Origin of the sequence: Pseudomonas sp. ChxA, assembly GCF_030263855.1 — a bacterium.
Classification (GTDB): Bacteria; Pseudomonadota; Gammaproteobacteria; order Pseudomonadales; family Pseudomonadaceae; genus Aquipseudomonas; species Aquipseudomonas fluorescens_CB.
This window is the reverse complement of record NZ_JARPMK010000002.1, coordinates 241,534-259,792: the sequence shown is the minus strand read 5'-3', so window position 1 is coordinate 259,792 and position 18,259 is coordinate 241,534. Positions and strand designations below refer to the sequence as shown.

14 protein-coding genes are annotated in these 18,259 nt (G+C 60.4%); 6 read left to right on the top strand and 8 right to left on the bottom strand.

The annotated features are described in order from the left end of the window. Positions 1-82 precede the first annotated feature (82 nt). Genes P5706_RS26885 through P5706_RS26860 form a run of 6 tightly spaced genes read left to right on the top strand, consistent with a single transcriptional unit; the run spans position 83 to position 7,351 of the window. Positions 83-793, top strand: coding sequence for an MtnX-like HAD-IB family phosphatase (locus P5706_RS26885; RefSeq protein ID WP_138816626.1), 711 nt, complete (start codon positions 83-85; stop codon positions 791-793). Further along, entirely contained in the window at positions 786-2,180 is a 1,395-nt protein-coding gene (locus tag P5706_RS26880; RefSeq protein ID WP_285683122.1) for an aspartate aminotransferase family protein, read from the top strand. The genes P5706_RS26885 and P5706_RS26880 overlap by 8 nt, the downstream gene beginning before the upstream one ends. After that, positions 2,177-3,052 (top strand): alpha/beta hydrolase, encoded by an 876-nt coding sequence (locus P5706_RS26875; RefSeq protein ID WP_285683120.1) that lies wholly within the window; start codon positions 2,177-2,179, stop codon positions 3,050-3,052. The genes P5706_RS26880 and P5706_RS26875 overlap by 4 nt, the downstream gene beginning before the upstream one ends. Before the next feature lie 9 nt (positions 3,053-3,061). Next, a complete protein-coding gene (locus P5706_RS26870; protein WP_200434452.1) occupies positions 3,062-4,186 on the top strand; it encodes a GNAT family N-acetyltransferase in 1,125 nt (374 codons plus the stop codon). Beyond that, positions 4,186-5,964 carry a sensor histidine kinase gene (locus P5706_RS26865; protein WP_285683118.1) on the top strand — a complete coding sequence of 593 codons (1,779 nt, stop codon included), beginning with the start codon at positions 4,186-4,188 and terminating at the stop codon, positions 5,962-5,964. Before P5706_RS26870 ends, P5706_RS26865 begins: the two co-directional genes overlap by 1 nt. After that, positions 5,954-7,351 (top strand): sigma-54-dependent transcriptional regulator, encoded by a 1,398-nt coding sequence (locus tag P5706_RS26860; RefSeq protein ID WP_056858830.1) that lies wholly within the window; start codon positions 5,954-5,956, stop codon positions 7,349-7,351. Before P5706_RS26865 ends, P5706_RS26860 begins: the two co-directional genes overlap by 11 nt. A 132-nt stretch (positions 7,352-7,483) precedes the next feature. On the opposite strand, the gene P5706_RS26855 is transcribed toward P5706_RS26860, so the two are convergent. From P5706_RS26855 to P5706_RS26820, 8 genes are all read right to left on the bottom strand, one after another. Next, a complete protein-coding gene (locus P5706_RS26855; RefSeq protein ID WP_285683115.1) occupies positions 7,484-7,822 on the bottom strand; it encodes a GlpM family protein in 339 nt (112 codons plus the stop codon). Further along, entirely contained in the window at positions 7,822-9,159 is a 1,338-nt protein-coding gene (aauR, locus tag P5706_RS26850; RefSeq protein WP_200434455.1) for a two-component response regulator AauR, read from the bottom strand. The genes P5706_RS26855 and aauR overlap by 1 nt, the downstream gene beginning before the upstream one ends. Continuing rightward, positions 9,159-11,060 carry a two-component sensor histidine kinase AauS gene (gene aauS / locus P5706_RS26845; RefSeq protein ID WP_285683113.1) on the bottom strand — a complete coding sequence of 634 codons (1,902 nt, stop codon included), beginning with the start codon at positions 11,058-11,060 and terminating at the stop codon, positions 9,159-9,161. Before aauS ends, aauR begins: the two co-directional genes overlap by 1 nt. A 189-nt stretch (positions 11,061-11,249) precedes the next feature. Beyond that, positions 11,250-11,984, bottom strand: coding sequence for an amino acid ABC transporter ATP-binding protein (locus tag P5706_RS26840; protein ID WP_003188952.1), 735 nt, complete (start codon positions 11,982-11,984; stop codon positions 11,250-11,252). Continuing rightward, positions 11,981-12,652, bottom strand: a complete 672-nt coding sequence (locus P5706_RS26835) for an amino acid ABC transporter permease (RefSeq protein ID WP_017137030.1) — start codon at positions 12,650-12,652, stop codon at positions 11,981-11,983. Before P5706_RS26835 ends, P5706_RS26840 begins: the two co-directional genes overlap by 4 nt. Further along, positions 12,652-13,398 carry an amino acid ABC transporter permease gene (locus P5706_RS26830; RefSeq protein ID WP_099548514.1) on the bottom strand — a complete coding sequence of 249 codons (747 nt, stop codon included), beginning with the start codon at positions 13,396-13,398 and terminating at the stop codon, positions 12,652-12,654. Before P5706_RS26830 ends, P5706_RS26835 begins: the two co-directional genes overlap by 1 nt. A gap of 194 nt (positions 13,399-13,592) precedes the next feature. Continuing rightward, positions 13,593-14,519: a glutamate/aspartate ABC transporter substrate-binding protein gene (locus P5706_RS26825; RefSeq protein ID WP_138816611.1), complete on the bottom strand. Its 927-nt coding sequence runs from the start codon at positions 14,517-14,519 to the stop codon at positions 13,593-13,595. 1,294 nt (positions 14,520-15,813) lie between these two features. Further along, positions 15,814-18,138: a TonB-dependent receptor gene (locus tag P5706_RS26820; RefSeq protein ID WP_285683107.1), complete on the bottom strand. Its 2,325-nt coding sequence runs from the start codon at positions 18,136-18,138 to the stop codon at positions 15,814-15,816. Between the last annotated feature and the right edge of the window lie 121 nt (positions 18,139-18,259).

Sequence of the window (18,259 nt, the reverse complement as noted above, 5' to 3'; positions counted from 1 at the left end):
CGCTGGGCTTTGGCCAGTTGGCACAGTCTCTGCAATACCCCTGGCACAAGCGCAAAGAGCGCTACTCCTCAAGGTAAACGCAATGATCCAGTGGCATATCGTGTGCGACTTCGACGGGACCATCACCCCCACCGACGTCATCGACAACGTCCTCCAGCGCTTCGCCGGCCCCGAGTGGGAAACCATCGAACAGGAATGGCTGGATGGGCATATCGGTTCCCGCGAATGCCTGAGCCGTCAACTGGCGCTGATCAAGGCCACCCCAGCTGAACTGCTGGCGTACTTCGACAGCGTTGAAATCGACCCGGACTTCCCGGACTTCGTCGATCACGTCATGGGCCTGGGCGCGACCATCGAAGTGGTCAGCGACGGCATCGAGCAAGGCATCGCGCGCATCCTGTCGCGCAACTACGTGACCTTGCTGCCGATCCTCGCCAACCGCCTGCGCCAGGTCGACCAGAACAGCTGGCGCATCGACTTCCCGTATTCCAGCGACGCCTGCCGCGCCGCCTCCGGCAACTGCAAATGCAAATCCACGCCGCGCAACAAGCGTGTGCTGGTGATCGGCGACGGCAAGTCCGACATGTGCGTGGCCTCCACCGCCGACTTCGTCTTCGCCAAAGGCAGCCTCGCCAAGTACTGCGAAGCCAACAACATTGCCCATGCGCGCTTCGACACCTTTGCCGAATTGCCCGCATTGCTTGCCGCGTTGCCACAAGGCATCGCCGCTAACTCCGGCGCCTTTACCGCCGACCTCTCTGTTGAAAATCAGGAACTCTTCCACCATGTCTGATATTCGTATCGCTACCGCCGAAGACCAGATTCTTCTGGATAAAGAAGCCAAATACTGCTCCTACGGCGACACCGTCCACTACATCGAGCCGCCGCGTATTTTCAGCCGTTGCGAAGGCTCCTACGTGTGGGACACCGAAGACCAGGCCTACCTCGACCTGCAAATGTGGTACTCGGCCGTTAACTTCGGCTACGCCAACCCGCGCCTGAACAACGCGCTGAAACAGCAGATCGATACCCTGCCGCAAATCGCCAGCCAGTACTTGCACAAAGGCAAGATCGAGCTGTCGGAAATGATCGCAGTCGATGCCAAGAAAAAATTCGGCCTCGATGGTCGCGTGCACTTCAACGTCGGCGGTTCGCAGTCGATCGAAGACTCGTTGAAAGTGGTGCGTAACGCCTCCAACGGCAAGAGCCTGATGTTCGCCTTCGAAGGCGGCTACCACGGCCGCACCCTCGGCGCGTCGTCGATCACTTCCAGCTTCCGCTACCGTCGCCGCTACGGCCACTTTGGTGAACGCGCCAACTTCATTCCGTTCCCGTACCACTTCCGCGGCCCTAAAGGCATGACCAAAGAAGAGTACGGCAGCCACTGCGTGCAGCAGTTCGCACGTTTGTTCGAGACTGAATACAACGGCGTCTGGGACCCGAAAACCAACCAGTGCGAATACGCAGCGTTCTACGTCGAGCCGATCCAGGGCACCGGCGGCTACGTAATCCCGCCGATGAACTTCTACCGCGAATTGAAGCAAGTGCTGGATCAGCACGGCATCCTGATGGTGTCCGACGAAATCCAGATGGGTTTCTACCGTACCGGCAAACTGTGGTCGATCGAACACTTCGACGTACAGCCGGACGTGATCGTCTTCGGTAAGGCGCTGACCAACGGCCTCAACCCACTGGGCGGCATCTGGGCGCGTGAAGAGCTGATCAACCCGAAGGTCTTCCCGCCAGGTTCGACCCACTCCACCTTCGCCTCCAACCCACTGGGTACGGCGGTAGGCCTGGAAATGTTCAAGATGACCAGCGAAGTCGACTACGGCGCGATGGTCATGGCCAAGGGCAAATACTTCCTGGAAGGCCTGCAAGACTTGCAGAAACGTTTCCCTATCATCGGCGACGTCGACGGCCTGGGCCTGGCCCTGCGCTGCGAAATCTGCGGCCCGGATGGCTTCACGCCGGATAAGGCGACCCTGGATTACATGGTCGAAGAAGGCATGAAGGGCGACATGATCGTGGATGGCCAGAAACTCGGCCTGATCCTCGACGTGGGCGGCTACTACAAAAACGTGATCACCCTGGCACCGTCCCTGGAAATCAGCTACCCGGAAATCGACCTGGGCCTGAAACTCCTCGAGCAACTGCTGGTGCGGGCGACCACGCGGTGAACGCCATCGGGATCGACCTCGGTGAAGGTGGTGCCGGCTTCGTTCTCGGTGAAGGTCCGGTCGGGATCCTATTGATCCACGGCCTGACCGGCACCCCGACGGAATTGCGCCAGGTCGCCAAAGGCCTGGCCAAGGCCGGTAACTGCACGGTGTACGTGCCCACGCTGGCGGGGCACTGCGGCGATAACAGCGACCTGCAAGCCACCGGCTGGCTGGACTGGTACGAAGGGGTGCGCAAGACGTTTGCGCAGGTCAAGCAACGCCACGCGCAGGTGTTTGTCGGTGGCTTGTCCATGGGCGCGGTGATGTCGATGTACGTCGCCGCCGAACACCCAGGGCAAGTGGCCGGGCTGTTGATGTATTCGACCACCTTGAAGTACGACGGCTGGAGCATTCACAAGCTGGCGTTTTTGACGCCGTTGCTGATGAAGATCCCGTTCGGCGTGCACATCTGCCGTTTCGAAGAGAAGCCGCCTTACGGCATCAAGAACGAGCGCCTGCGGGCCATCGTCGAGCGTCAGATGAAGGAAGGCGAAAGCAGCGAGGCCGGCTTGCTGACCATGGAGGGCATCACGGTGCGTGAGTTGCACCGTATGAACGCCGTGGTCAAAAAGCGCATGCCCGAGGTCAAGGTGCCGGCGCTGGTGTTGCACTCCATCGAGGACGACATCACCAGCCGCTGGAACGCTGATTATGTCGAGCGTCACTTGGGCGGCCCGGTGACCAAGATTCTGCTGGATAACTGCTACCACATGATCACCGTCGACCTGCAATACCGCCGGGTGATCGAGTTGAGCGCAGAATTTGTCGAGCAACACGCCGCTCCGGCTGTGCAGGCGCCCGTGGACTATCGACAGCGGGCATCAGCCTAAGGACTAGACGTGATTACCGCCCAAGCCTTCTCGACTATCCGGGCCATCCCGCGTTGCGCCTGGAATGACTGCTTTCCTGCAGCCCTGGAGGATTGGGATTTTTACGTTGCCGTGGAAAACGCCGCGATCGATGATTTCAAGTGGCGTTACCTGGCCGTCTACGACGATGAAACGCTGGTGGCCGTTGCCGCCGCGTTCATCACTTATTATCGCCTCGACACCACGGTGTCGGGCGCCGGCAAGCGCTTTACCGAGCGCCTGGAGCGACTGTGGCCGGGTGTTTTGCGCTTGCAGTTGTACGCTATCGGCTCGCCGGTGGCCGAGCGTTGCGACGCGGGTATCGCCAGCCACGTGCCCCAGGAGCAGCGCCCACTGTTGATCAGGCATTTGCTTGAGGCGGCACGCCAGGATGCGAATACCTTCGGGATTGGCCTGGTGGCGGTCAAAGACGTGCCGACCAATGACCTCGACTGGGCAGACAATTGCCGCCAGGCAGGCTTTCAGAGCATGCCAAGCTTACCCAGCGGCTGGCTGACGGTGCCTTACGGCTCGGTGGACGCCTACTTGGGCTCGCTGTGCAAGGCGACCCGCAAAGACTTGCGCCGCAAGTTGCGCGCGCCAGGCCCACGGGTCGAATGGCGGCACACCATTGATGACGTGTTGCCCGAGGTGATGCGCCTGTACGAAGACACGCTCAGCCGCGCCGATTTGCAGTTCGAACGGCTGCCGGCGCGTTATTTCACCGGCATTCTTGAACAGCTGCAAGGGCGTGCGGTCTGTGCTCTTTACTGGGTGGACGAGCGCCTGGTGGCGTTCAACCTGGTGCTGTTGGACCAGCACCGGCTGATCGACAAGTTTTTCGGGCATGACCGTGAGTTCAGCCGTGAGTACAGTTTGTACTTTCGCTACTGGCTGACCAACGTCGACTACTGTATTGCACACAAGATCCCGGTGTATGAGTGCGGTCAGGAGGGCTATGCCAGTAAGCTGCGCCTGGGGTGCGAGTTCCAGGGCAACAGCATGTTTTTCCGTCACCGTAACCGGCTGCTCAACGGCCTGCTCAAACTCGTTAAAATGTACATAAGACCGGACCGTTCCGACCCTGCCATGGCTGCTGCGATAAGCGAAACCTGATGATCACCAAGACCCGCCAGAAAGCCCGCCCCTTTGCCATTTCGCGTTGGAGCGTCCAGCGCAAGCTGGTGCTGGCGTTCTGGCTGGTCAGCGTTATCCCGACCATGATCGCGGCCGAACTGGCGGCGACCACCTTGTCGCAGATTTTCGACAGCAACGTGCGCATCTGGTTGCAAGAGTCGACCAAGATCGTCAAGGACGAAATCGGCGACATCCTGCATGACAACGCGCGCATGGCCAAACTGTTCCTGCGCTACACCGCGCCACCGTCGAGCAAGCAAGCGGCCAAGCATGACCGCCTGACCGCCGACATCGCCGACGCCACCGATATCGATGTGGTCGCGCTGATTCGCGTGAGTGACCACAAAGTGGTGTTCAGCACCGCGGCCGACGATGTGGTCAAGCAGATCAACCTGACCAGCAACGCGGTCCTGCAGACCGTGCAAGTGGCCGGTGTGACCACGGGCCTGGTGGTCTCGACCTTCGAAACCACCCAGGAAGGCGTCGATTACCTGCTGCTGGTGGCCACGTACCTGGACAGCAGCTTCCTCACCAGCGTGGCCGATGTGCACTCCCTCGACCTGCGCCTGTACCTGGCCAACCCCCAAGGGTTTTCCGAGATATTCTCGACCCAGCGTTTTGAAAACCACCCTTCGCGCATCCCGAAGAGTGTCGAAACAGCCATGCGCGCCACCAAGCAGCCGAGCGAGCAGTTCACCAATAACTACAGCGGTTTGTACTGGCCGATCTTCAATGATGCCGGCGACCTGCAGGGTGTGATCTTCAGCGGCCTGCTGCGCCACACCAGCCTGGTGGGGCTGGTGAACCAGAGCAATCTGTTCGTGCTGATTTTCCTGCTCAGTTCTGCGTTGTCGCTGGGCGCGGGTGTCTTGGTGTCACGGCGCCTGACCAAACCGCTGCGCGATTTGTCCCAAGGCGTGGACGCAGTGATCTCGGGCAATTACGAGCACCGTGTATTGGTCACCGGCGGCGATGAGCTGGCGCAGCTGAGCAGCACCTTCAACCATATGACCGAGCGCCTGGGCGAGTTGCATCACCTTGAAGCGCAACTGCGCCGCCGCGACCGGCTGCATGCTTTGGGCGAAGTCGCCATGGGCCTGGCGCATGAGATTCGCAACCCGTTGGGCATCATCAAGACCGCCACCCAACTGCTGCACCGGCGTGTCGACCTGCCGGACACCGACAAGCGCCACTTGGAATACGTGATCAGCGAAGTCAGCCGCATCAACGACCTGATCACCGAGTTTCTGGATTTCGCCAAACCCAACCCGCCGCTGCGTGTGTTGCAGGCGGCGCGCCCAGTGGTGGAAGAAATCCTCGGCTTTTGCACCCCGGAGCTGGCCACCCATAACATCGATGCGCACATCGATGACCAGGCGCCCGGCGCGACGATCTACGCCGATGCCAAGCAACTCAAGCAGGCGTGCCTGAACCTGATCCTCAACGCCATCGACGCGATGCCCGAAGGCGGGCGCCTGACCTTGGGCATTCGCAGTGTGGACGGCAATACGGTGATCAGCATCGCCGACACCGGCCAAGGCATTCCGGCCGATATGATCGAGCGCATCTTCACACCATTCGTCACCACCAAGGCCTCCGGCACGGGCCTGGGGCTGGCTAAAGTCTATTCGATCATGGAAAGTCACGACGGCAGCATTGAATGCGCCAGTGAGAAAGATGCCGGCGCCACCTTCAGCCTGTACATTCCGGCCCATGGCGAAGACGACGGCGACGATGAGGAAGTTCATGACGCATAACGTATTGGTAGTCGACGACGAGCCCAAGCTCTGCGACTTGCTGTCATCGGCCTTGAGCCAGAACGGCATTCAGGTGTTTACCGCCGGCAACGGCCTGCACGCGCTCAAGGTGCTGGAGCAGGAAGACATCGACCTGGTGATCAGCGACTGGCGCATGCCGGGCATGGACGGGCCGGCGTTGCTGGCCGAGATAAAAGTGCGATTTCCGGAGTTGCCGGTGATCGTGATGACCGCCTACAGCACGGTGAAAAACGCTGTGCAGTCGATGCGCAACGGTGCCTATGACTACATTGCCAAACCGTTCGATATCGACGAGCTGGACATCACCGTGGCCAAGGCCTTGCAGTTTCGCGACATCATGCGCGACAACGCACGCCTGCGCGCCGAGCTGGATCACCATGCGCAGTTCGACAGCCTGGTGGGCGACAGCCCGGCGTTTCGCCAAGTGCTGCACGCGGTCGATTCGGTACGCGACAGCAACGCCACCATCCTGCTGACCGGCGAAAGCGGCACCGGCAAGGAAATGGTTGCGCGAGCGATTCACAAACATGGCAGCCGCGCCGACAAGCCCTTCGTGGCGGTCAACTGCGCGGCCATCCCCGAAGGCTTGTTGGAAAGCGAGATGTTCGGTCATCGCAAAGGCGCCTTTACCGGCGCCGTGGCCGACCGGGTCGGGCGCTTTATGCAGGCCGACCAGGGCACTTTGTTTCTGGACGAGGTGGGCGATATGCCTTTGGCGTTGCAGGCCAAGATTCTGCGGGCCTTGCAGGAGCGCGTGATCGAGCCGGTGGGCGACCCCCGCGAGCGCAAGGTGGATGTGCGCGTGATCGCCGCCACCAACAAAAACCTGCTGGATGCGGTGGCCAATAAAGAGTTTCGCGAAGACCTGTATTACCGCCTCAATGTATTCCCGATCCCATTGCCGGCCCTGCGCGAGCGCGCCGAAGACATCGTGCCCCTGGCCCGGCACTTCGCCCAGACCCTGAGCGCAACTGCCGGCAAACGCATCACCGGTTTCAGCCCCGAGGCGTTGCAGGCGATGGCCGCTTACCACTGGCCGGGCAATATCCGTGAGCTGCAAAACTGCGTGGAGCGGGCGACCATCGTGGCGGCTTCGCCGGTGATCGAAGACATTGACCTGCCCGCTTACCTGTTTGCGTCCAAGCCTGCCGAAGACGGCGTGACGGCGTTGCTCGGTGACACACCGGGCGTGCCTGCCGACCTGGATGCGGCGCTGGCTGAGGTCGAGAAAACCTACATCATGGCCGCGTTGAACGAGAGCAACGGCGTGCAGGCTGCGGCCGCGGCGAAGATCGGGATTTCCGAGAGGAGCTTCTGGTATCGGCTGAAGAAACTCGGGATTCAGGTCGAGAAGATCATCCGCTGATCTATCAGGCTCACCATGAAACCAAATGTGGGAGCTGGCTTGCCTGCGATGGCGGTGTATCAGCCAACTCATCTGGCACAGACATACCGCCATCGCAGGCAAGCCAGCTCCCACAGGTTTAACCGAGGTGTGTCAGGCGTGGACGCGCACCCACACGCTCACCAACACCGTCGCCGCCATCAGCCATGCCACCGCCGCCACGGCGAGTGACGCTTCAAGGCGCATGCGGTCGACCAGCACATACAGCGTCGCCAGATACACAAAATACGGAATGATCGACCACATCCCAAACAGGATCGTGGTCTTCAAGTCGTCCAACGAACGGCCTTTGCCGACAATGTAATGCGCGATCAGCGCGAACGTCGGAAACAGCGGCACCAGGCCTGCGATGTAGTAATTTCTGGTCTTGGCCAGCGCCGCCAGGATCAGCACCACCGCCGCGCCCAGGGCGGCTTTCAAGAGTAAGTCCATCAGTGGCTTAACCCGTATTTCTTGACCTTGTCGAACAGCGTGGTCTTGGCCATTCCCAGTTCCAGGCTGGCCTGGGTGAGGTTGCCGCCGCTGCGTTGCAGGGCGTCGTTGAGCAGGTTGCGCTCGAAGGCTTCCACCGCTTCGGTAAAGGCCAGGCCGTGATTGCTGGTGCCGGCGCCGCTTTTCTTGAAGGCCGGCAAGCCCAGGGCGAAACGCTCGGCAACGTTGCGCAGTTCACGCACGTTGCCTGGCCAGTCATGGCTCATCAGGGTCGACACGGTCTGGTTGTCCAACTCCGGTACGCTGCGGTCAAAACGCAGTGATGACTGCTGCAGGAAGTGTTCGAACAATTGCAGGATGTCTTCACGGCGTTCGCGTAGCGGTGGTAGTTCCAGGGTCACGACGTTGAGGCGGTAGTAAAGGTCGCTACGGAATTGGCTGGCGCGGCTCAGTTCGTCGAGGTCGGATTTGGTCGCGGCAATCACCCGGCAATCCACCGCCACGCTCTGGTTCGAGCCCAGGCGTTCCAAGGTGCGTTCCTGCAACACACGCAGCAGTTTGATCTGCAGGTTGATCGGCATGCTTTCCACTTCGTCGAGGAACAGCGTGCCCTCATGGGCGTGTTCGATCTTGCCGATGCGCCGCTTGCCCGCGCCGGTAAAGGCGTTGGCTTCGTGGCCGAATATTTCGCTTTCGAACAGGTTCTCCGGCAGGCCGCCGCAGTTCAGGGCAACGAACTGATGGTCGTGGCGTCGACTGAAATCGTGCAAGCAACGCGCGACCAGTTCCTTGCCGGTGCCGGTTTCGCCTTCAATCAGCACGTTGGCCGAGGTGTCGGCCACGTTAGCGATCAGCTCGCGCAGGTTCTGCATGGCGGGCGAGCGGCCGATGATGCGGCCTTCCAGCGAGTCGCGTTCGGCCAATTGGCGGCGCAGCGACCAGACTTCCCGTGCCAGCCCACGTTGCTCAAGCGCGCGGCGCGCCACGTCGACGAGGCGTTCGGGGGAGAAGGGTTTCTCCATGAAGTCGTAGGCGCCATTGCGCATGGCGCCGACCGCCATCGAGATATCGCCATGGCCGGTGATCAGCACCACCGGCAGGCTTTTATCCAGGGCCTTGAGGCGGGTCAGCAGCTCCAGGCCGTCGATGCCGGGCAGGCGAATATCGCTGATGACAATGCCGGCAAAGTTCTCGCCGATGCGCTTGAGCGCTTCCTCGGCACTGCCCACACCCACGCTGTGAATGTCTTCCAGCGCCAGGGCTTGCTGGCAGCCGAGCAGCACATGGGGGTCGTCTTCGACGATCAGAACGGTGAGGTCTTTAGGATCGGTACTCATCATGTCGACTCAGCTTTTTGGGTGCCCACCAACGGCAGACACAAGACAAAGGCAGTACCACCACTGGCCGGGTGCTCCACGGCGAGGTTGCCGCCGGTGGCCGCCGCGAGGCTGGCGGAAAGGGTCAGGCCCAGGCCCAGGCCTTGTTCGCCGGGTTTGGTGGTGAAGAACGGTTCGAATAAATGTTTGCGCGCTTCGGGGTCGATGCCGTGGCCATTGTCGCGCACTAGCAGGCGGTATTTGCCCTCGCTGTTGTGACCGTCCAGCCACAGTTCGGGCGCCGGTTGCGCCTGCATGGCGTCGAGCGCGTTGCCGATCAGGTTGACCAGGATCTGCTCCAGGCGGGTCTGGTCGATCTGCAATTGCGCGCTGGAGAAGTCACGGTGCACGGTCAACGGCAGGCCGTCCAGACGGGCGCCCAGTACCTGGAAGGCGGCGTCCACGGCTTTGCCGAGGTTGGCTTCGCCTTGGTCATCACCGCGCCGGGCAAACGAGCGCAGGCTGGCGGTGATGCGGCCCATGCGGTCGATCAGTTCGTTGATGGTCTTGAGGTTGGCGCTGGCGGTGTCGAGGGCACCACGCTCCAGGAAGCGCACGGTGTTACCCGACAGCGTGCGCAAGGCCGCCAGTGGCTGGTTGAGTTCATGGGCAATGCTGGTCGACATCTGGCCGATGGCCGCCAGCTTGCCGGCCTGCACCAGTTCATCCTGGGCGCGGCGCAGGGTTTCTTCGGCCTGGCGGCGCTCGCGGATCTGGCCCTTGAGCCGTTCGTTACTGGCGCGCAGGTCGGCGGTGCGTTCGGCAATCCGGCGTTCCAGCTGGCTGTTGGCTTCCTGCAAGGCTTCGCGCGCAGCGAGGCGGGTGGCGATGACTTTACGCCGCTCGTTCCAGGCAATCAGCAGGAACGCGACCAGGCCAAACGCCACCGCCACCAGAATCCCCTGATTGATCGCGGCGCGGCGCAGGTCGTTAAGTGGGGTCAGCAGGGTGAAGTTCCACGGCGTGTCACTGAGCGGGCGGGTCTGGGCCAGGTAGCTGACTTCGCGCTCGTCGGCCACCACTTCGCTGTTGGCCGGAAAGGTGAGTTTCTCGGTGCCTTCGTTCAGACGCTCGCGGGCCAACGGCTCCAGCTCGTTCAATGTCGCCCAGTAATATTGCAGGCTGTGGGCCAGGCGTTCCTTGGTGTCATCGCTCAGCGGGCGCACGGCCTTGAGGCGCCGGGCCGGGTCGCTGGAGAGAATGATGATGCCGTTCTCGTCGCTCACAAAGGCTTCCAGACGCGCGCGCTGCCAGCGTTCTTCGAGTGCTTCAAGGCGCACTTTGACCACGGCCACGCCGATGATCTTGCCGTGCTCTTCGAGGCCGTGGGCCAGGTAGTAACCAGGTTCGCCGTTGGTGCTGCCAATGCCATAGAAACGGCCGGGCTGGCCGCGTACGGCATTTTGGAAATAGGCACGGAAGGACAGGTCTTCACCCTGGTAACTGTCGGCATCGCGCCAGTTACTGGTGGCCAGCACGCGGCCGGTGGTGTCCATCACGTAGATGGCCCGACTGCGACTACGTCGGTTCAGGCCTTCGAGGTAATCGTTGACCGTTTGCCGGGTTTCCTGGCTCGGGTCGGCCAGCAGCTTGGAGACGCTGGACTCCAGCTCCAACAGGCTGGGCAGGTAGGTGTATTTGCTCAGCTCGCTTTCGACGGTGCGGGCATGCAGCTCCAGCTGGCGTTCGCCGTTGTCGCTGAGGGTGCGGATGCCATAGTACTCACTGACCCAGAAGCCGATGTAACCCAAGCCGATCATCAGGGCGATGATCAACGGCGGCAGGAACAGTTGGCGAATCAGACGAGGTTTCACGGCAAGTGATGGCGGTGCGGCGCGAAATTGGTTGGGGTCGCATTTCATCACAGATGCCTTGGGTCAGCTACCAATGTGAATACAAGGATCTTTGCCTGGGAATGCTGATCGTGGCGAGGGAGCTTGCTCCCGCTGGAGAGCGAAGCGCTCCCAGCTTTTGGGGCCGCTGCGCAGCCCAGCGGGAGCAAGCTCCCTCGCCACAGACAAGCCTGTCAGCACTGCCTGTATTCAGCGTACTTAGTGCTGCAGGATTTTCTCAAGGAAGTGCTGCGCGCGTTCGGAGCGGGCGCTGATGTCGCCGAAGAACTCCTCTTTCGGGCAGTCTTCGATGATCTTGCCGGCGTCCATGAAGATCACGCGGTCGGCCACTTTGCGCGCGAAGCCCATTTCGTGGGTCACGCACATCATGGTCATGCCTTCGTGGGCCAGTTGCACCATCACGTCGAGCACTTCGTTGACCATCTCCGGGTCGAGCGCCGAGGTCGGTTCGTCGAACAGCATGACGATCGGGTCCATGGCCAGGGCGCGGGCGATGGCCACACGTTGTTGCTGGCCGCCGGAGAGCTGGCCCGGGTGCTTGTGGGCGTGCGCCGACAGGCCAACACGGTCAAGCAGCTGCAGGCCTTTTTTGGTGGCTTCTTCCTTGCTGCGGCCCAATACCTTGATCTGCGCGATGGTCAGATTTTCGGTGATGGTCAGGTGCGGGAACAGTTCGAAGTGCTGGAACACCATGCCCACGCGCGAGCGCAGTTTGGGCAGGTTGGTCTTCGGGTCGGCGATGGAGGTGCCGTCGACCACGATGTCGCCCTTCTGGAACGGTTCCAGTGCGTTGACGCACTTGATCAAGGTGGATTTGCCCGAACCCGATGGCCCGCACACCACGATCACTTCGCCTTTTTTGACCTCAGTGCTGCAATCGGTCAGCACCTGGAAGTCGCCATACCACTTGTTGATGTTCTTGATAGAGATCATACGGCAAACCTTTTTTGCAGACGCTTGACCAGCAGCGAGGCGGAAAAGCTGATGATGAAGTAGACGACACCGGCGAAGATCAGGAACTCATTGGAGCGGCCGATGATGTCGCCGTTGGAACGGGCGGAGTTGAGGAAGTCCACCAGGCCCACGGTGTAGACCAGCGAGGTGTCCTGGAACAGGATGATCGACTGTTGCAGCAGCAACGGGGTCATCTTGCGGAACGCCTGGGGCAGGATGATCAGACGCATGGTCTGGCCATAGGTCATGCCCATCGCCTGGGCTGCGCCCATCTGGCCCTTGGGGATCGACTGCACGCCGGCCCGCACGATTTCACAGAAGTACGCGGCTTCGAACATCATGAAGGCCACGACGCAGGAGGTGAACGCGCCGATCGGGGTGTCTTCGCCGGTGATCCAGCGCAACACGAACGGCACCGCCAGGTAGAACCAGGTGATCACCAGCAGCAGCGGGATCGAGCGGAAGTAGTTCACATAGGCGCCGGCCAGGCGTGACAGCAATTTGCTCGACGACAGGCGCATCAGCGCCAGGACCGTACCCAACGCGATGCCGCCGACCACGCCCATGACCATCAACTGCAAGGTCATGACCATGCCGTTCCACAGGCCCGGGATGGCGGGGATGATACCGCTGAAATCGAAGTCCATTATTTACCCCCCACGGAGATCAGGCCGGGCACCGCGACTTTCTTCTCGATCACGCGCATCAGCAACATCAGGCTCATGTTCAAGGTGAAGTAGATCAACGTGGCCAGGGTGAAGGCTTCAAACAGGTTGGCCGAAAACTCGGCGGTCTGTTTGGTTTGCGCCAGCAGTTCCATCAAGCCGATCAAGGACGCCACGGAGGAGTTCTTGAACACGTTGAGGAATTCCGAGGTAAGCGGCGGAATGATGATGCGGTAGGCCTGGGGCAGCAGCACGTTCCAGTAGATCTGCGGCAGCTTGAAGCCCATGGCGCGCGCCGCAGCTTCTTGGCCACGTGGCAGCGCCTGGATGCCGGTACGCACTTGTTCGCACACACGGGCGGCGGTGAACAGGCCCAGGCACACGACAACGCTCAGGTAGGCCGAGGTGGTCGGGTTGAGGTCTTGTTTGTACCAGTCCTGCAGGTTCTGCGGCAGCATATCGGGCACCAGGAAGTACCAGATAAACAGCTGCACCAGCAGCGGCACGTTACGAAACAGTTCCACGTAGCAGGTCGCGATGCCCGCCACGATACGGTTTGGCACGGTGCGCATGACCCCCAGAATGGAGCCAAGCAACAAGGCGATAATCCATGCCACGACAGCGATGGCGATGGTCCAGCCCAAACCTGCGATGTACCAGTCGAGATAAGTCTCGCTGCCAACGCCGGTGGACTTGAAAAACACGCCCCAGTCCCAGTTGTAATTCATTAGGGTCTCCCCTCGAGATCGATCGATGTACAAGCACCCGCTTGGGGAAGATCCTTTCCCGCCTGACGGTGAACGCCAGGCACACGCGATCGGCTCGAAAACCGCCAGGTCGAGTGTTCCACATTGAAGCCAGCAGGTAGTAACAGACGCCTGAGGGAGCGGTGGCTCCCCCAGGGCATAAGCTTAGTCAGGTATCAGATTTTTACGTCAGGGGCTGGCTTGTCGCTTGGGTTAGCGATCAGCTCCTTAACCTTTTCGCTCATCGGGAAGTTCAGGTTCAGGCCTTTTGGTGGGATCGGGCTCTCGAACCACTTGCTGTAGATCTTGTTGATCTCGCCAGATTTGTACAGGGCGACGATGGCGTCATCCACGGCTTTCTTGAAGGCCGGGTCGTCTTTACGCACCATGCACGCGTAGGCTTCGAAGGACTGAGGAGTACCGGTGATGACCCAATCGTCCGGCTTCTTGGCCTTGGCTTCTTCGCCGGCCAGCAGGGCGTCGTCCATCATGAACGCAACGGCACGGCCGCTTTCGAGCATCTGGAAGGATTCGCCGTGGTCTTTGGCGGAGATGACGTTCATGCCCATTTGCTTGTCGGCATTCATCGCTTTGATGATGCGCTCGGACGTGGTGCCGGCGGTGGTCACGACGTTTTTGCCTTTCAGGTCGGCAAAGTCAGCGTAGGTTGGCTTGCCATCTTTGTCCTTCTTGACCAGCAGACGGGTGCCGATTTCGAAGATGTTGACGGTGAAATCAACTTGCTGGGCGCGTTCGGCGTTGTTGGTGGTGGAGCCGCACTCAAGGTCCGCAGTGCCGTTCTGGATCAGCGGGATACGAGTCTGCGAAGTCACCAGGTTGTACTTGGCCTTCAGGTCGGGTTTGTTCAGGTCTTTTTTCAGGGCTTCAACCACAGCCAACTGAACGTCGTGGGAGTAGCCCACGGGTTTGCCCGAGCCATCCGCGATGTAGGAAAACGGAATGGAGCTGTCGCGGTGAGCGAGGGTGATGGTGCCGGAGTCGTTGATTTTCTTCAGTGTGCCGGTGAGTTCGGCGGCGAAAACTGGAGTGCTGATCAGAGCAGCAGCGATAGCTGCGCCCAGGATATGGGGAACGATGCGCATCAATACTTCCTCGACATTTGTTTTTTTTATGAAGCCTGCTAAGCGGCTCTCTTTGTACTGCGAATGCCCATGACGGCTCCTAAGGCGCCTCAGGCAATCGTCAGGGAGTGTAGAGCATGAGTCGTGCCATACCGGAAATAAAAGGTTATTTGATTGATTTATAAGGAGATTAACTTTGTGTTACGAGGGATTTGTAGCGCTTTGGTCCGGCAAACCGAATGGGGTGGGGTGTGGTGTTCGGAAAACCGAATGCTCAGGAAGGTATTCCGAGCAGGGCTTTTGTGGGAGCTGGCTTGCCTGTGATGGTCATAGGCATCTATACAAATATTGGCGTCTGGGGGGAGTACATATCCGTTGCTGCGGTGATGGCTTCTATTGGTTCCGCTCTTATAGCGGGTCACTTTTGGCAAACGCCCCAAAAGTAACCAAAAGGTCTGTGCCCCACCACTCGGTGCCTCGCCTAGGCTCGGCATGCCCGCACTCCGGCTTGAATCCGTGGGCCGCCGCGATGGGCCATCCTTGGCCCAGCGCGGCTAACCCGGCGTCCTGCCGGGTTACCCACGGATTCAAGCCTGCGTTCGGCCATCGTGGTTAACGGGGCGCCTCAGATCAAAAGCAGATCAAGATCTACAGCACGGCGGCCTGAAAGCCGACCTGAGTGGTTAGATCAAAAGCTGAAGCGGATTTGCATACACCTGGGATCTGCTTTTCTGTGGGAGCTGGCTTGCCTGCGATGCAGACACCTCGGTACATCAGGCACACCGAGTTGATGCCTTCGCAGGCAAGCCAGCTCCCACCTTTGACCGAGTATGGCTCTGCTGTTGCTGTTGCTGTTGCTGTTGCTGTTGCTGTTGCTGTTGCTGTTGCTGTTGCTGTTGCTGTTGCTGTTGCTGTTGCTGTTGCTCTGGCCCTTACATCCTTTTCGATGACGAAGTCAGCGGTCTTTTGATCTGCGCTTTTGATCTTGATCTTGATCTGAAATCGCCCCGTCAAACACGATGGCCGGAATCTGACAGTGATTTGGGGGGTAAACCGGCAGGACGCCGGTTTAGCCGCGCTGGGCCAAGGATGGCCCATCGCGGCGGCCCCCCAAATCACTGTCGGATTACGGGCATGCCGAGCCTAAGCGAGGCACCGAGTGTTGGGGCGAGGACCTTTTGGTTACTTTTGCGTCCTTGCAAAAGTGACCCGCTGTAAGAGCGGAACCAATAGAAGCCATCACCGCAGCAACGGATATGTACACCACCAAAAGACCGCCATCGCAGGCCATCTCCCACAGGGGAAGGTGTACGCTTTAGAAGGTGTAGTCCGCCGACACCACCGCCGCACGCCCGTCACCCGGTACTGCCCAACCGTTGTTACGGATGCGCGTCAGGTATTCCTTGTCGAACAGGTTGTTGACGTTCAACTGCAGGTTCAGCTGTTTGTTGACCTTATAACCGAGCATCGCGCGCTGTACCGCGTAGCCAGGCGCAGTCGGTGCCCCGGCGGCGCTGACCAGGTACTGCTTGGATTGCGCGGTTATGCCGTAGCCCACTTGGAAGTCATACGGCAGGTCGTAAACCGTCCATAGGCTGGCTGCATGTTTGGGCGTGAACGGCAGCGGTTCGCCTTTCTGCGCGTCGAACCCGGTGGTTGCTAGGGTAAAGTCGCTGGCACTGCGCAGTACGCGGGTGTCGAGGTAGGTGTAGTTGGCGAAGACCTTCCACTTGTCCGTGATCGCGCCGCTCAGGCCCAGCGCAACGCCGTCTGCACGTGCCTTGCCGTCGAGCGATTGCGTGCCGCTGAGGTTGGTTGGGTCGTTGCTGGCGACTTTGTAGTTGGTGCGGTCATTACGGAAAACTGCGCCAGTGATCGACAGGGCGTTGTCGAAGAAGTCCCACTTGGTACCAATCTCATAGCTGACCGCGGTTTCCGGGGAGACGTTGCAGTTGTTGATGGCGGCCGTGTTGTTCTTGGCCGGGGTGTAGCAACTGCCGTTGACGCTGGCCTGGGACGGCGTCTTGCTATTGCCGTAGGCGATGTAGATGCTGCCGTTTTCGGCCGGCTTGTACACCAGCGCCAGGCGATAGGACGTCAGGTCATCCGCTTGGCCGAAGCGCCCGCCAGGGGTTTCCACGCCGGTGCTGGAGTAGGCATTGGTCACCGAACTGCCGGCGTTGTGCTCGTAGCGCAGGCCACCGTTGATTTCCCATTGCGGGTTGAGCTTGAGCGTGTCGAAGGCATAGGCGGCGCGGTTGTTAAGCGCACCGTCGATGTGCGCCGCACGGGTGAAGTTGACCGGGCCGGTCCACTCCGAGTTCGGGTCACTGAAGCTGACCGGTGGCGGCACGATGGTGCTGCCGTTGGCGTTGGTCAGCCATTTGCCGGTGTCCGCCTCGTATTCCTCGCGGCTGATGGCGATGCCGGTCACCAACGTGTGCTCGACGAAACCGGTGCTGAAGTGGCTGGTCACGTCAGTCTGGTTGGTGAACATTTTGTTCTGGGTGTTGCGCTCGTTACCCAGCGAGCCACCGCTTGGCTGGAAGTAGCCCGGCGCGAGGCCTGCGGTACACGGGGCGCCGGTGATCTGGGTGCCGGTGGCCAGGCAGCCGGCCTGGGCGCCTTCGGGGCCGGAGGCGCGCAGGTCTTGGCGCACGCGCTCGACGCGGGTGAAGTTGCGCACCGATACGGCGTCGTTGAAGTCGTGCTCGAGCTTCAGGCTGAACGCGTCCGAGGTGATTTGCTGGTCATTGATGTTGTGGTAGCCGTAGTAATCGCTCCAGCCCACGCCCGGCATCGGTTTGCCGTTGTAGATAGGGATGCCGTATTGCGGCGTGTTGTCGTCTTTCTGATGCTCATAACTGACGGTGACGCGTGTTGGCGTGCCCAGGCCGAAAGCGATCGAGGGCGCGATGCCCCAGCGCGAGTAATCTTCATAATCGCGGCCCGGCACGTCGTTACCATGGGCCATCAGGTTCAACCTGAAGGCGGTGGTGTCGTTGAGTTGCTGGTTGGTGTCCAGGGTGAGGCGCTTGTAGCTATCGGTGCCGATACCGGCGCTGATAGTGGTTTTATCGCGCAGCTCAGGTTGCTTGGTCACCAGGTTGATGGTGCCGCCGACTGCGCCGGAACCCGAATACACCGAGCTTGCGCCGCTGACCACTTCGACCTGTTCGAGGTTGAACGGGTCGGTGCGGCTGTATTGCGCGCTGTCGCGCACGCCGTCGACGTAGATGTCGCCGCTGGCCGAGAAGCCGCGCAGGTTGATGCTGTCGCCATAACCGCTGCCGCCTTCGCCGGCCCCAAAGGTGATGCCGGGCACGGTGCTGAGCACATCGCGCAGGGTCAGCAGGTTCTGGTCATGAATGACTTCCTTGGGCACCACCGTGATGGTCTGCGGCGTATCGCGCAGCAACTCGGTGTACTTGGGGGATGAGGGAGCGGCGGGGTTGTAAGTGCTCTGGCTCGGCGCCTGACCTTCGATACTGGTCGCGCCGAGCTGGATTACGCCCGTGCCGTCATCTGCTGCAGTCTCCGCTGCATAACTGAATCCTCCCTGCGCAGCCACTGCCAAACCCACTGCCGACGCGAGCAAATGTCGCGATGAAAGGGGGGCAGAACTGATCCCGGTAGCCATTGATTATTCTCGTGTGGGTGAAAGTGAGAGGCGATCGTAATTGATAAAGGATCTCAAATGTAATAGTTTGTAACGAAATAATTCATGAAACTTTTGCGGTCCTGGATCGCGGTGTAGGGCA